This is a genomic window from Rhizobium sp. LjRoot258 (assembly GCF_964254185.1).
Classification (GTDB): Bacteria; Pseudomonadota; Alphaproteobacteria; order Rhizobiales; family Rhizobiaceae; genus Rhizobium.
In genome coordinates this window covers 1,354,970-1,368,222 of record NZ_CAXUST020000002.1, presented here as the reverse complement: position 1 = coordinate 1,368,222, position 13,253 = coordinate 1,354,970, and the positions used below count along the sequence as shown (strand labels likewise).

Here is a 13,253-nt window from a genome sequence, read left to right as displayed (position 1 = left end):
TTTCGCGGTTCAGCCAACCGCGCGCTGCTTTTGCTGATGAAATTCCTCGACGAAAGCCTTTTGAAGCAGGATGCCATCCCACTCATCGGCAAAAAATGGTGAATCGTAAATCAGCGTATAGGGTCCGCAGTAACCTGCCGCCCAACACGCTTCCAGAGATTTGCCATAATCAGCCCTGTCGAGCCCTGATCCATTGAAGTCAGCCTTGGCGTGGCAAAGTTCCGCGCGTCGCATGATATCGCAAAGCCCGGCATATTTTTCCGGCACAGCCCAGTTGCCAAGATCGCCATTCAGACCGACGCTTCCCTGCAACGTATCGAGAAGCCAGTTCGTCTCCTTTGGAGAAGGCAGAAGAGCAAACCAGTTTTCGGTGACGATGCGAATGCCGCTGTCTTCAACCTGCTTTGCAAGCCAGCCCAGGTGCTGTGCCGCACGTTGAAGGTTTTCTGCCGTCGGCGCCTGCTTGCCTGCGATCACCCGCATGTGCTTGGCGCCAAGCGCCGCCGCAACCTCGATCCAGCCGGCGATCCATTGAATATCGCGCCCAGCCGTTTCTGGATGGCTTGGATCACCATCTTCGACGAGCAGCGTCTGGAGCAAGATACCGGCGTCCTCAAGCGCGGCGCGCATTTCTGCCAGATGGGTGCGCTCCAGGCTTGAGAGGTGGAACGAGCATATTTCGAGCCGCCCAATGTCATGCTCGGCGAGCTGCCCCGGGATGTCGAGGAGCGAGCAGCGCCCCGGTCCATAAGGTTCCTTACGCGCTGCACTTTTCTCCGGATCGGGGCTATAGGGGTAAACGGCCCCGAGCAGCCGGTGCAGCGACCATGTCGAAACTGCAAATCGTCCGTTCTCCAAATTGCCTTCGCTCATGTTCTCCTCCCGGGGAGCAATGCCCATTGTCTCAAATGAATTCGCCGCGGATAATCTCCTCTGCCGACAGCGCCGCGCTGAGGAGTGCTTCATCGCGCTTGCCCACCGCAGAGAGCAGGAAGCCGACCGGCATATCGGCATCTCCCGTCCCACACGGGATCGATACGCCGCACCAATCGAGGAAATTGCCGAGCATCGTATTGCGCAGCGTCATGCTGTTGGTTGAAAAAAACAAATCGTCGTCAGCTTCCAGCGGCGCGATGGCCGGCGCCACGTGAGCAACTGTCGGAAAGGCAACGAAGCTCGCGCCCACGAGCCGCTCGACATCTGCTATCAACCCTTCTCGCGCGTCGAGAAGCGCAAGATAGTTCGCCAGCGTCGTCTTCTCACCAAGCCTTACGCGCATGGCGACGCGATGATCCATTTCGGCGGCTTGCGGCCCAGCCAACCGTTCGCGGTGAAGCGCGAATGCCTCTGCAGTCACCAGGGCACCATATTTTGCCATCAACCCCAGGATTTCATCGAACGCAGGAATCTCGACCCGGCTGATCGATGCACCCTCTGCCGCAAGCCAATCGATGGCCGTCTCGAAGGCTGCAACAACACCGGCTTCCGCGCCATCGAACACCACGTTGTCGGGGATCACGATATCCAGCCCTTTGACAGGGCGGCTCACAATTGATGGAGAGGCCGCGCCGCGCATTCCCGCGTCAATCCAGACGGCATCCTGGAGGGTCCTGCACAGCGGTCCGAGCGAATCCAGACTTTTTGCCAGTGGGAAAACGCCCGCCATCGGGTAGCGGCCGCGTGTCGCCTTGTATCCGACGATGCCGTTGAAGGCAGCGGGGATGCGCACTGATCCCCCTGTGTCTGTTCCCATCGCCACCGGCACCAGGCCGGCTGCCACTGCAACGCCGGCCCCAGATGACGAACCGCCAGGGACGCGCGCAAGATCGCCACTGCGGGGATTTTGCGGCGTGCCGTAATGCGGGTTGATACCAAGCCCGGAGAAGGCGAACTCGCTCATATTGGTGCAGCCGATCGAGACCATGCCGCTCTGCTGCAGCGATGCCACGATCGGAGCGTCTGCCTGCGCGGCTGGACCGGTTGCGAGAACCGTCGATCCGGCCGTCGTTGTCCGACCCTTGAGGTCAAAGAGGTCCTTCCAGGCGATCGGTATGCCATCCAGCATTCCACGCGAGCGCCCCTCCTTCAGTCGTATCGATGAGGCCCTTGCCTCTTCGAGTGCCCGATCCTTCAGGATTGCCGTGAAAACGGCGCGATCCGGATATGCGTCGATGCCATCGATCACGGCTTCCGTCACTTCGATCGGATCAACAGCTGCCGTTTGAATGAGCCCGGAAAGCTGCGCGACGGACATCGCGCCAAATGATTTCGTCATGGGGGTATCCGCAATCTGACTGACTGACCGAACTAAGCCGAATTTCGTCGACGAGCCAAGTCCTTAAAGTCAAATCAAACCGATTGGTTCGATTTTATGAACACTGCGTTTGTGGATCCGCTCTTCAACCGGCGCCCTCGAAAGCACACATGCAGCTTGCGTGCCATTTTTGCCGGCGAGAGGACGAGCGTATGCCGGTGCACGCATCAGTGTAGGAGTTAACAAAATGACAAACGGCGAGAGTTGGAACACGGCGCGCGGCGACGTGGTGCACCACCACGCAACAGATGACGAGTTGAACGGCATGGGTGAACGCGAATACGCCGAACATGTAAATGCACACAGACCTTCAATATCAGAACGGGTCATTGTTCTTGCAGCGTTAGTGCTTCTGGGCATTGCCGGGCTGACGGTCCACTTTGGTGTCCCTATGGCCTCGGCCCTCGACACGGCAACAGTCGGATCAATCTCCGAATCGTTACCATCGGTCGATTATTGCCGCGAGCACAGCCCTTACCCGGACAGATCCTGCTGAGGATCTCTCCCGCTCCGGGCATGGACAACCTTCCCCCGAGATATAGTTATGCGCACGGGGAGGATCGGCGATGCCCGCTGAGATCGACTACAATCTGAACCGCTTCATGGACGCACAAAATGGCGTCTATGAGCGGGCGCTCTCGGAGTTGAAGGCTGGCCGCAAACGGTCCCATTGGATGTGGTTCATCTTCCCTCAGATCGCGGGCCTCGGATCATCATTGATGGCAGAGAAATACGCCATCCGCTCGGCCGAGGAAGCCTCCGCCTATCTTGCCGACCCTATTCTCGGGAGCCGGCTTTTTCGCTGCGTCGATGCCGTGCTTGCCATCGAAGGCAGTTCAGCGCACGAGATTTTCGGCTCTCCCGATGATTTAAAGCTACGGTCGTCGATGACGCTCTTTGCCGCGGTCAGCGAGCATGGATCGCTTTTTCACAAGGTAATCGATCTGTTCTATCGGGGGGAGTTCGATCAACGCACCATCCAACTCCTGGATGCGAGCAACTAGGGTGCACTCGAATGTTCCAGCGACTCGATCTCAACTGATATTTCGCTAATCCGCTCTCGCAACTCTTGATCGGTGCCGTCATCGATCTCTTCATCGCCGAAGCAACTGCGCGCTTCATAGAGCTCAAGCTTCGCCTCGAGTTCGGCGCGCCTTGTATAGAGACGATGAAGGTAACTGTAGTTCATGCCTTTGCTTCCCACATCGTCCGAAACGAGTATAAAGGCATATGGTTCCCGCCGATCGACCGATGCCGCTACGCAAAAGCGGTCATGGCAGCGTTGCAGGCCTTGGAGAAGTGATTGCAACATGTATCGTTGCCCATGGCTTGCCGCGTGACACGAGCGCCCTCCAGAAGGAGCGTCAACGTGTCGGCCAGCAGGTTCGGTTCGCGCGCACCGGCTGCAAGACAGAGCGCTTCCAGCCTGTCGCGTTGCTCGGCTTTGTGGCGTTCGATCACGTCATAGGCCGGATGCCCGTCGCCTTTGAGCTCGATGGCGGCATTGGCGAGATCGCAGCCGACATGCTCGCCGCAAAGGCTCTGCGTTCGCGCTTCGACCCATGCTCGCAGCTGTGCCTTCGGATCGCCGGGATGAGCACTCTCGAGATCGCGCCAGATCGCTTCGGCCTTTTCTGAAGCGCGGCGCAACGTCTCGCAGACCAGCTCGTCCTTGGAGCCGAAATGGCGATAGAGCGTCATCTTGTTTGTCAGCGCCGCATCTGCGATCGCATCCACGCCGATGCCGCGAATGCCGTGCTCGCGAAAGAGCTCGGCGGCGGTCGAGACGATGCGCTCCCGTGGCGGGATTTTCTCGTCAGTGTTTGCGGGAGACAGCAGGCTCAATGATTCTGATTTTTTTGCGGACAACGTCCTTGACATCCATGTGACCGATCGGTAACAAATGCATTGTTACTTACCGGTAACACCACTCTTCGCGGAAGTCAATGTCGATCGGCGACGCGGCCGGAGTGGAACACGGGCTACCGCCCACGAAAGGAGGCAAACCATGAGCAAGACCAGAGAAGACCTGACCATTACCGAAGCCCTTCGCGACCCCCTGATCGCCATGGTGCTCCGCGCTGATGGCGTAAAACTGGACGATTTCAAGCGTCTCCTTGAGACGGCTGCCAAGAAGCGTGAGCAGCGCCCCTCCCCGGTGAGCAAGTTTATGAACGTGATCTCCAACAACCCGGCTGCCATGTGCAGCTTTTGCTGAAGCTTCGGGCTATTCCCTGCCCCTGTGAGAGCCGTCGCTGACCCAAGCGACGGCTTTTTTTCATTTCAGGGGCCGGGCTCCTATGGTTCCAACAGCTCGTATTGCAGGTGGTCAAGATAATCGCGATCGGCAACGGCATCGATCGCTGCGATTTTGTCTCCGTCGAAGGTTAGAAGTAGAACAACACGCAAGTCTCCTGCGACGGACACCACGAGCCCGAACTCCCCATCAATGAGCGCAGGCTGGGCCGCTTGGGCGCGCCCCTTGAAGGTCTCTGCGACCGCTGATGCGCCGCGAAGCTCGCGAACGGAAGGATTATAGCGCATTGCCGTCGCGTCAGGGGTAAAGACCACCTGCGGATCGAGAACAGCAAGCAGCGCGTTGAGATCGCCGAGCCGCGAAGCCGCGAGGAACGCGTTGACGATCGTTCTCTTGTGTGCGGCATCTGTTTCCGGCACATCGGTCGTTCCCTGCACGCGGCGGCGAGCGCGGCTTGCAAGCTGGCGCGTTGCCGCCGATGAGCGATTGATGATTGGTGCAATATCGTCGAAGGGCAGATCGAACATATCGTGCAGCACGAAGGCGACGCGCTCAGCCGGCGCCAATGTCTGGAGGACAATTAGCAGCGCCACACCGACAGAGTCGGCAAAGGCCACCTCCTGCTCCGGATCAACTGCCTTTGACGTGTCTGCAAGCCGTTCATGCACCGGCAGGTCAAACGGTTCTTCCCGCCTCGTCTTTCTCGAGCGCAGCATGTCCAGGCAGATCCGCGCCACGACGGTCGTCAGCCAACCACCCATATTGTCGATGGCGTCCGCGTCGCAGCGGCCGAGCCGCAGCCAGGCCTCCTGAACGGCATCGTCTGCCTCCGTGCGGGAGCCAAGCATGCGATAAGCGACCGTGGCGAGATGCGCCCTGTTCGCTTCGAATTCACCTGCCAGCCAATTTTTCTCTTCCATCGTCACATTCCTCCAGTCTGTTTCGTCAAAGGCATGACGAACGAAACCTGGCCGGTGTGACACGACACCGCCGGCGGCGTCATTTCGACAACATATCAAGGAGACATATGATGCAAGCGAGAATGGGAAACCCAGCCGTCGTCATTCCCGAAGCGATGCAGGCGCTGCACGCCCTCGGCACATTGCCGGCCAAATCAGGTCTGTCGCCAATCCTTTTGGAACTCGTCAATCTGCGCGCCAGCCAGATCAATGGCTGCAGTGTCTGCATCGATGGGCATCCACGCATCGCCAAGAAAGCAGGCGAGACCGATGAGCGCCTGTTTGCCGTCAGCGCCTGGCGTGACACACCGTATTTTTCGCCTGCCGAGCGGGCAGCCCTTGCGCTGACCGAGGCAGTCACCCGTGTCAGCGATCGCGCCGACCCCGTGCCGGACGACATCTGGGACGAAGCCACACGACATTTCGACGGCAAGAGCCTGGCAGCCCTCGTCATCGCAATCGCCAATATCAACGTCTGGAACAGGCTGAACATCGCCACCCGCCAGATCGCCGGCGAATGGAAGCCGTAAGGCACGATCGGGCCGCTATCCCTTGGACAGCGGCCCGACAAAACAGCCTCGGGAGGCTAAGGGTCAGATAATGCCACCGCCGCCGGCCGCCGATACCGGGCGCTCGGCGGCGACCTTCCTGCGGTAGCCGCTGACGCGATAGGTCGCGACGGGATCGATTGCGCCACCGGCACGGCGGCGGGCTTCGGCAAGGATTGGCTCAACGTCGGCGCGGTAGGCGCGCTTCAGCGTCTCTGTCGCCATCAGCGCGTCATTTTCGTCCTGGTAGCCGGCAAGCGCCTTGCGGTCGACGAGGAGAGCCTGTGCATAGGCACGGCGGATCTCATTGGCGCTGTTGATCAGGCTTTCGATCGGGTCAGTGACGTTGTGCGACTGGTCGATCATGTGCGCCGGATTAAAATCGTGGACGCCGCGCTGCTCTGCATCGACAAGTTCGTTGAAGACGAGGAACAGGCGGTAGGGTTCGATCGCACCAGCGTCGAGATCGTCGTCACCATATTTGGAATCGTTGAAGTGGAAGCCGCCGAGCTTTCCGAACTGAATGAGACGGGCGACGATCATCTCGATATTGGTATTGGGTGCATGATGGCCCAGATCGACCAGGCACTGCGCCTTGGGTCCAAGGGTCTGGGCGATCAGGTAGTTGGTGCCCCAGTCCTGGACGACCGTGGAGTAGAAGGCCGGCTCGTACATCTTGTGCTCGGAAAACAGTTTCCAGTCATCCGGCAGCGCCTTGTAGATGTCGCTCATCGAGGCGAGATAGCGTTCGAACGCCTTGGTGAAGTTGCTCTGACCGGGGAAATTCGAGCCATCGCCGACCCAGACTGTCAGCGCCTTCGAGCCGATCGCCTTGCCGATCTCGATGCATTCGAGATTGTGTTCGACGGCCTGCGCGCGCGTTGCTGCATCGGTGTGGCTGAGCGAACCATACTTGTAGGAATGTTTCTGGCCGGGTGCATCCGAGAAGGTATTGGAGTTCATCGCGTCGAAGCCGAGGCCGAGCGCAGCGCCCTTCGCCCTGAGCTCCTTGGCGTCAGCCTTGTCCCACGGAATGTGCAGCGACACGTTCGGTGTCGCACGCGTCAACTCGTTGATGACGGAGCAGTCGTCGAGCTTGTCGAAAATGCCGCGCGGTTCGCCGGTGCCGGGAAAGCGGGCAAAGCGCGTGCCACCCGTTCCAACACCCCATGAGGGTACGGCGACGAAGAATTCCGATACCTTCCCCGTGACCGTCTCGATGTCGATGTCGCGGCGGGCCAGATTGGCGCCGAGCGCCTCATAGTCTGATTTCAGCGCATCAGCGCGCTTGTCGTTTTCCTGCGCAATGACATCCTGCGCGATCTTGGACTCGGCCATGAATTCCTCCCGAGAATGTGGATGGGGTACGGCGGGCAAGGCGCCCGCCGCCTTAACTCAACTTAGCGCGGGAAGCTCTGCGCGTTGCCGGCATCGACGTTGATGATGTTGCCGGTGGACTTTGCCGAAAGATCGGACGCCAGGAAGTAGATCGCCTCTGCGATATCTTCCGGGAAGACGTTGAGCTTCAGCATCGAGCGCTTGCGGTAGTGCTCCTCCAGCTCGTTGATCTCGATCTTGGACGACGCTGCACGCTGTTCGCGCCACTCACCGCTCCAGATCTTCGAACCGCGCAAAACGGCATCCGGGTTGACGGTGTTGACGCGGATGCCGGCTTCTGCGCCCTCGAGCGCCAGGCAACGGGCCAGGTGGATTTCCGCAGCCTTTGCGGTGCAATAGGCTGCCGCGTTCGGCGAAGAAGCGAGACCGTTCTTGGAGGCGACGAACACGACGTTGCCGCCGAGATCCTGCTTGCGGAACAGACGGAAGGCTTCACGCGACACCAGGAAATATCCGGTGGCCAGAATGTCGATGTTCTTGTTCCACATCGAAAGCTCGGTGCTTTCGATCGGCGCGGACGAAGCGATACCCGCATTGGAAACGAGGATATCCACACCGCCGAACTCGACACAGGCCTCGGCGAAGGACGAGATCACCGCGTCTTCCTTGGTGACGTCAAGCTTGACGCCGCGAACGGCATCGGTGCCGAACTGCTTGGAAAAATCGGCCTGCGTACCGTCGAGGGCCGCCTGGTCGATATCTGCCAGAACCACGCAGGCGCCCTCGCCGATCAAGCGCGCCGCTGTTGCGCGACCAATGCCGCCGGCGCCACCGGTGACGAAGGCAACGCGACCAGCAAGGCTCTTCGGCTTCGGCATGCGCTGCAGCTTGGCCTCCTCGAGCAGCCAGTACTCGATATCGAAGGCCTCTTGTTCAGGCAGACCCTGATATTCGGAAACGGTCGACGCGCCGCGCATCACGTTGATGGCATTGACGTAGAACTCGCTCGCGATGCGCGCCGTGGCCTTGTCGCGTGCAAAGGAAAGCATGCCGACGCCCGGAACAAGGAAGATGACCGGATTGGCATCGCGCATGGCCGGCGAATTGTCGTGCTTGCATTCGTTGTAGTAACGCGCGTAATCGGCGCGATAGTCCTCAAGTGCCTTGTCGAGCGATGCAATGACAGCGTCGACATCCGGCGTTGCCGGATCGAAATCGACGATCAGCGGGCGGATTTTGGTGCGCAGGAAGTGGTCCGGGCAACTCGTGCCAAGCGCACCGAGCGGACGCAGGTTCTTCGAGTTGACGAAATCGAGTACAGCATCCTGGTCGTCGAAATGACCGAGCTTGCGCTCCGCCTTGCCGATACGCCCGCGGATCTCAGGCATCAGGCGTGCGGCAATGGCGCGACGCTCTTCCAACGGCAGGCTCTGCGTGGCGACGCCGCCGAAGATTGTCTTGCCTTCGGTCTGTTCTGCAAACCAGGTAATTGCCTTGTTGATGACGGCAAGCGTCAGTTCATAGCAGCTCTTGGCATCGTCTGCCCAGGTGAAGAGACCGTGGCTTTCGAGGACGACGCCCTTGGCATTCGGATTTGCCTTGACGAACGCTTCAAGGTCGAGGCCAAGCTGGAAGCCTGGGCGGCGCCACGGCAGCCAGCCAATCGCGTCGCCGAAGATCTGCCTGGTCAGTTCCTTTGAATTCTTGGAGGCGGCGATCGCGATGATCGCATCGGGATGCATGTGGTCGACATGGGTGAAAGGCACGAAACCATGTAACGGGGTGTCGATCGAGGCGGCACGGCTGTTAAGATTGTAGGTGCAGTGCGGCAGGAAGCCGACCATGCGGTCTTCGTCTTCGACGCCCTTGTAGATACCCTTCAGGGAGTCGAGCTTGTCCTGGTAGAGCGTCGCAAAGCCGTCGAGCTTGATGGTCCCGACGTCGCCGCCCGAACCTTTTACCCACAGGATCTTGACCTTCTCGCCGGTCAGCGGATCGGTTTCCGTGACCTTCGCAGAGGTGTTGCCGCCGCCATAGTTGGTGATGCGCTTGTCGGCACCAAGCAAGTTCGAGCGATACAGCAGCTTGCCGGGCTCATCGAGGCCAGCAGCGTAAGCATCGTCCCAACGGTTATCAAGAAGCCGGACGGTTGCCGCCATGTCATCCTCCCATAAAGAAATTTCTTTGAAGACGCGAAACCAAAACCGCGCCTCTTGCGCTGACGGTATCGCTCATCAAAATACGCGTTGTCAATCAAAAACGCTCAAGCACGCTTATTGTGCAGTGCAATATGCAAATTCTTGATCGTTTTTGATTGACACATTCTCACAACTGCGAAATAAGCAAGCTAGGAGGAACCCCATGCACGAACGCGAACGCCATCGCATCATATTGAGCGCTGTTCAGGAAAAGTCGGTCGTCACTGTTCAGGATATTTCCGAATTGACCGAGGCTTCCGAGGCGACGATCCGGCGTGACATCGCGGCCCTTCATGTGCAGGGAAAGATCCGGCGTGTCCGTGGCGGCGCCGAGGCGGTCCACCCGCCCCAGCTCGGCAATCTCGCCGGTCGGCCCTTCCGGGTTTCCGAATCAGTCAACATCGATAAAAAGCGCTCAATCGCGCGGGCAGCTGTCGATCTGTGCGATCCAGGCGATGCCATCATCATCAATGGTGGGACGACGACCTTCCAAATGGTGCATTTCATGGCCGCCCATCGCATGCAGGTCATGACCAACTCATTTGCCATCGCCGAGCATCTGGTCAAGCACTCGAAGAATACCGTGACGGTCCCCGGCGGCGTGATTTATCGCGAGCAGAGCCTGATCCTGTCGCCCTTCGACAATGACGCGATCCGCAATTTTTACGCCCGGCGCTTCTTTATCGGCGCGCAGGGCGTCGGTCCGCTCGGCATCATGGAAGCCGACGCGCAAATCATTCAAAGCGAACAGAAGCTGATGCACCAGGCCGACGAGTTGGTCGTCATGGTCGATTCCAGCAAGTTTCACCGCCGGTCGAGCCTCATTCTGTGCCGGCTCGACCGCGTTTCGACGATCATCACCGACGACGGCATTCCAGAGGAGTCGGTGCGAATGATCGAAGACGCGGGCATCAAGCTCGTCATTGCGAGCGTCGCAGTCTCGCAATCGAAGGAGGATTCCTCGTCCGTCGCCTGAGTAGCGCCGGCAGGATGCAGTCAAGTCTTATCAACGTGGGAGGATGAAAGCATGAAACTCGCAAAGACACTCGCAATTGGCGTGGCGTTTGCCGTTGCCATGATGGCCGGGGCCGCAAGCGCCAAGGACGTCAAGATTGGTCTCGTGGTAAAGTCGCTCGGAAACGGCTTCTTCGAAGCCGCCAACAAGGGCGCCCAGGAAGCAGCCAAGGAACTCGGCGGCGTCGAAGTGATCTACACCGGTCCGACCTCGACGACGGCCGAAGGCCAGATCGAAGTCATCAACTCGCTGATCGCACAAGGTGTTGACGCCATCGCCATCTCCGCCAACGATCCGGATGCTGTTATCCCGGCGCTGAAGAAGGCCAAGCAACGCGGCATCAAGGTCATCTCCTGGGATTCCGGCGTCAACAAGGACGGCCGCATCCTGCAGCTGAACCCGTCATCCAACGAACTGATCGGCAAGATGTGCCTGACGCTCGCCAAGGACCACCTCGAAGGCGGCAAGGGCGACTTTGCAATCCTGTCGGCCACGACGACCTCGACCAATCAGAACATCTGGATCGACCAGATGAAAAAGCAGCTCAAGGACTTCCCCGGCCTCAACCTCGTCACCACGGTTTACGGCGACGACCTTTCGGACAAGTCCTATCGTGAGGCCGAAGGCCTTTTGAAGTCGAACCCGAACGTCAAGGTCATCGTTGCTCCAACGACAGTCGGTGTTCTGGCCGCTTCCAAGGTTGTCGAAGACAAGGGCCTCGTCGGTAAGGTCTACGTGACGGGCCTCGGCCTGCCCTCGGAGATGGCCGGTGCGATCAAGTCGGGTGCGACGAAGGAATTCGCCATCTGGAACCCGATCGATCTCGGCTACTCCGCAACACAGATCGCCTATCACCTCGTCAAGGGTGACGCGACTGGCAAGCCGGGCACCGAAATCGAGGCCGGCCGCATGGGTAAGATCAAGATCGGCGACAACGGCGAAGCTGCTATGGCAGATCCCTTCGTCTACAATGCGTCGAACATCGACCAGTTCTCGAAGGTCTTCTGAGCCTGATCTCGCTCCAGAAACAGAACCCGGCGGCTAAGGCCGCCGGGACCTCCCAATTCGACACCGGTAACCGCTGATGAACACTGCCCTTCAACAACCCGTCGCAGGCCTCAAGACCGACGACGCGCCCGCCATTCTGGAAATGCGTGGCATTTCGCAGATCTTCCCCGGCGTGAAGGCGCTCGATAACGTCAGCATCGCGCTCTATCCCGGCAAAGTGACCGCCCTGATCGGCGAAAACGGCGCCGGCAAATCGACGCTCGTCAAGATCCTGACCGGTATTTATCGACCGAACGAAGGCGAGATCATCGTCGACGGTAAGCTGACAACCTTTGCCAATGCGCAGGCTGCCATCGACGTCGGCGTCACCGCCATCCATCAGGAAACCGTGCTCTTCGATGAACTGACGGTTGGCGAAAACATTTTCCTCGGCCATGCACCGCGCACGAAATTCCGTACGATCGACTGGAAATTGATGAACAGTCGCTCGAAGGAATTGCTGCATTCACTTGAAAGCAATATCGATCCGACGATCCGCCTCAAGGATCTCTCGATTGCTCAGCGCCATCTGGTCGCCATCGCCCGCGCGCTCTCCATCGAAGCGCGCATCGTCATCATGGACGAGCCGACCGCAGCACTTTCGCGCAAGGAAATCGACGATCTCTTTCGTATCGTCGAGGGCCTGAAGGCACAGGGCAAGGCGATCCTTTTTATCAGCCACAAGTTCGACGAGCTTTACGAGATCGCCGACAACTTCGTGGTTTTCCGCGACGGTCGTGCGGTTGGCCACGGCCAACTCAAGGAGACGCCACAAGACGACATCGTCCGGCTCATGGTCGGCCGCGATGTGGAAAATGCATTCCCGAAGATCGACGTGGCCATCGGCGGTCCGGTGCTTCAGGTCGAGAAATACTGTCACCGGACCGAGTTTCGCGACATCTCGTTCACCCTGCGCAAGGGTGAGATCCTCGGTGTTTACGGACTGATCGGCGCCGGTCGCTCCGAGCTCTGCCAGTCACTCTTCGGCATCACCAAGCCTGCATCCGGCAAGCTGAGGCTGGAAGGTCAGGAGCTTGCAATCCACTCCCCGCTCGACGCCATCCGCGCCGGCATCGTCTACGTGCCCGAAGAGCGCGGCCGCCACGGCCTGGCTCTGCCGATGCCGATCTACCAGAACATGACGCTGCCCTCGCTCGCGCGCACATCGCGCAAGGGCTTCCTGAAGGCGGCCAATGAATTTGCCCTGGCGCGAAAATATGCAGAGCGTCTCGATCTGCGCGCCGCAGCACTCTCCGTTCCCGTCGGGACGTTGTCGGGCGGCAACCAGCAGAAAGTCGTTATCGGCAAATGGCTGGCAACGAAGCCCAAGGTGATCATTCTAGATGAACCGACCAAGGGCATCGACATCGGCTCTAAGGCCGCCGTGCACGGGTTCATCAGCGAACTCGCAGCCGAGGGTCTATCGATCATCATGATCTCATCGGAGCTGCCCGAGATCATCGGAATGTCCGACCGGGTCCTCGTGATGAAGGAGGGCCTGATGGCCGGCCTCTTCGAACGCAAGGATCTGACCCCGGAAACGCTGGTTCGCGCCGCAACGGGAAATGCTTGAGGTA

Annotated in this window: 14 protein-coding genes; 7 read left to right on the top strand and 7 right to left on the bottom strand. The window is 59.3% G+C overall.

Translation table 11 applies throughout. From position 1 onward, the window contains the following. Window positions 1–9: 9 nt before the first annotated feature. Both ACSQ9D_RS27250 and ACSQ9D_RS27245 read right to left on the bottom strand, forming a co-directional pair. Window positions 10–873: a sugar phosphate isomerase/epimerase family protein gene (locus ACSQ9D_RS27250; protein ID WP_436284941.1), complete on the bottom strand. Its 864-nt coding sequence runs from the start codon at window positions 871–873 to the stop codon at window positions 10–12. A 31-nt stretch (window positions 874–904) separates the two neighbouring features. Further along, complete coding sequence (locus ACSQ9D_RS27245) at window positions 905–2,275, bottom strand: amidase (RefSeq protein ID WP_436284940.1); 1,371 nt, start codon at window positions 2,273–2,275, stop codon at window positions 905–907. A 226-nt stretch (window positions 2,276–2,501) separates the two neighbouring features. Here ACSQ9D_RS27245 and ACSQ9D_RS27240 point away from each other — a divergent pair, with 226 nt between their 5' ends. Then, a complete protein-coding gene (locus ACSQ9D_RS27240; RefSeq protein WP_436284939.1) occupies window positions 2,502–2,810 on the top strand; it encodes a hypothetical protein in 309 nt (102 codons plus the stop codon). Between the two features lie 70 nt (window positions 2,811–2,880). Then, window positions 2,881–3,318, top strand: coding sequence for a DUF1810 domain-containing protein (locus ACSQ9D_RS27235; RefSeq protein WP_436284938.1), 438 nt, complete (start codon window positions 2,881–2,883; stop codon window positions 3,316–3,318). On the opposite strand, the gene ACSQ9D_RS27230 is transcribed toward ACSQ9D_RS27235, so the two are convergent. Then, the gene (locus ACSQ9D_RS27230) at window positions 3,315–3,503 is read right to left on the bottom strand and encodes a hypothetical protein (RefSeq protein WP_436284937.1); all 189 of its coding nucleotides are present in this window, start codon (window positions 3,501–3,503) and stop codon (window positions 3,315–3,317) included. The genes ACSQ9D_RS27235 and ACSQ9D_RS27230 overlap by 4 nt on opposite strands. Before the next feature lie 68 nt (window positions 3,504–3,571). Then, window positions 3,572–4,195: a TetR/AcrR family transcriptional regulator gene (locus ACSQ9D_RS27225; protein ID WP_436284936.1), complete on the bottom strand. Its 624-nt coding sequence runs from the start codon at window positions 4,193–4,195 to the stop codon at window positions 3,572–3,574. A gap of 127 nt (window positions 4,196–4,322) precedes the next feature. On the opposite strand from ACSQ9D_RS27225, the gene ACSQ9D_RS27220 reads away from it, so the two are divergent. Continuing rightward, window positions 4,323–4,532, top strand: coding sequence for a hypothetical protein (locus ACSQ9D_RS27220; protein WP_436284935.1), 210 nt, complete (start codon window positions 4,323–4,325; stop codon window positions 4,530–4,532). Window positions 4,533–4,612: 80 nt separating this feature from the next. Here ACSQ9D_RS27220 and ACSQ9D_RS27215 read toward each other — a convergent pair whose 3' ends face one another. Further along, window positions 4,613–5,491 (bottom strand): sigma-70 family RNA polymerase sigma factor, encoded by an 879-nt coding sequence (locus tag ACSQ9D_RS27215; protein ID WP_436284934.1) that lies wholly within the window; start codon window positions 5,489–5,491, stop codon window positions 4,613–4,615. Window positions 5,492–5,601: 110 nt separating this feature from the next. Here ACSQ9D_RS27215 and ACSQ9D_RS27210 point away from each other — a divergent pair, with 110 nt between their 5' ends. Beyond that, window positions 5,602–6,060 (top strand): carboxymuconolactone decarboxylase family protein, encoded by a 459-nt coding sequence (locus tag ACSQ9D_RS27210; protein WP_436284933.1) that lies wholly within the window; start codon window positions 5,602–5,604, stop codon window positions 6,058–6,060. Window positions 6,061–6,123: 63 nt separating this feature from the next. Here ACSQ9D_RS27210 and rhaI read toward each other — a convergent pair whose 3' ends face one another. Both rhaI and ACSQ9D_RS27200 read right to left on the bottom strand, forming a co-directional pair. Continuing rightward, window positions 6,124–7,416, bottom strand: coding sequence for an L-rhamnose catabolism isomerase (rhaI, locus tag ACSQ9D_RS27205; protein ID WP_436284932.1), 1,293 nt, complete (start codon window positions 7,414–7,416; stop codon window positions 6,124–6,126). A gap of 62 nt (window positions 7,417–7,478) precedes the next feature. Next, a complete protein-coding gene (locus tag ACSQ9D_RS27200) occupies window positions 7,479–9,575 on the bottom strand; it encodes a bifunctional rhamnulose-1-phosphate aldolase/short-chain dehydrogenase (RefSeq protein WP_436284931.1) in 2,097 nt (698 codons plus the stop codon). A 202-nt stretch (window positions 9,576–9,777) separates the two neighbouring features. On the opposite strand from ACSQ9D_RS27200, the gene ACSQ9D_RS27195 reads away from it, so the two are divergent. From ACSQ9D_RS27195 to ACSQ9D_RS27185, 3 genes are all read left to right on the top strand, one after another. Next, on the top strand, window positions 9,778–10,590 hold the full coding sequence (locus tag ACSQ9D_RS27195; RefSeq protein WP_037123224.1) for a DeoR/GlpR family DNA-binding transcription regulator: 813 nt from the start codon (window positions 9,778–9,780) through the stop codon (window positions 10,588–10,590). Between the two features lie 51 nt (window positions 10,591–10,641). Further along, on the top strand, window positions 10,642–11,637 hold the full coding sequence (gene rhaS, locus ACSQ9D_RS27190) for a rhamnose ABC transporter substrate-binding protein (RefSeq protein WP_024317579.1): 996 nt from the start codon (window positions 10,642–10,644) through the stop codon (window positions 11,635–11,637). A 76-nt stretch (window positions 11,638–11,713) separates the two neighbouring features. Then, window positions 11,714–13,249: a sugar ABC transporter ATP-binding protein gene (locus ACSQ9D_RS27185; protein WP_436284930.1), complete on the top strand. Its 1,536-nt coding sequence runs from the start codon at window positions 11,714–11,716 to the stop codon at window positions 13,247–13,249. The last annotated feature ends 4 nt before the right edge of the window (window positions 13,250–13,253 follow it).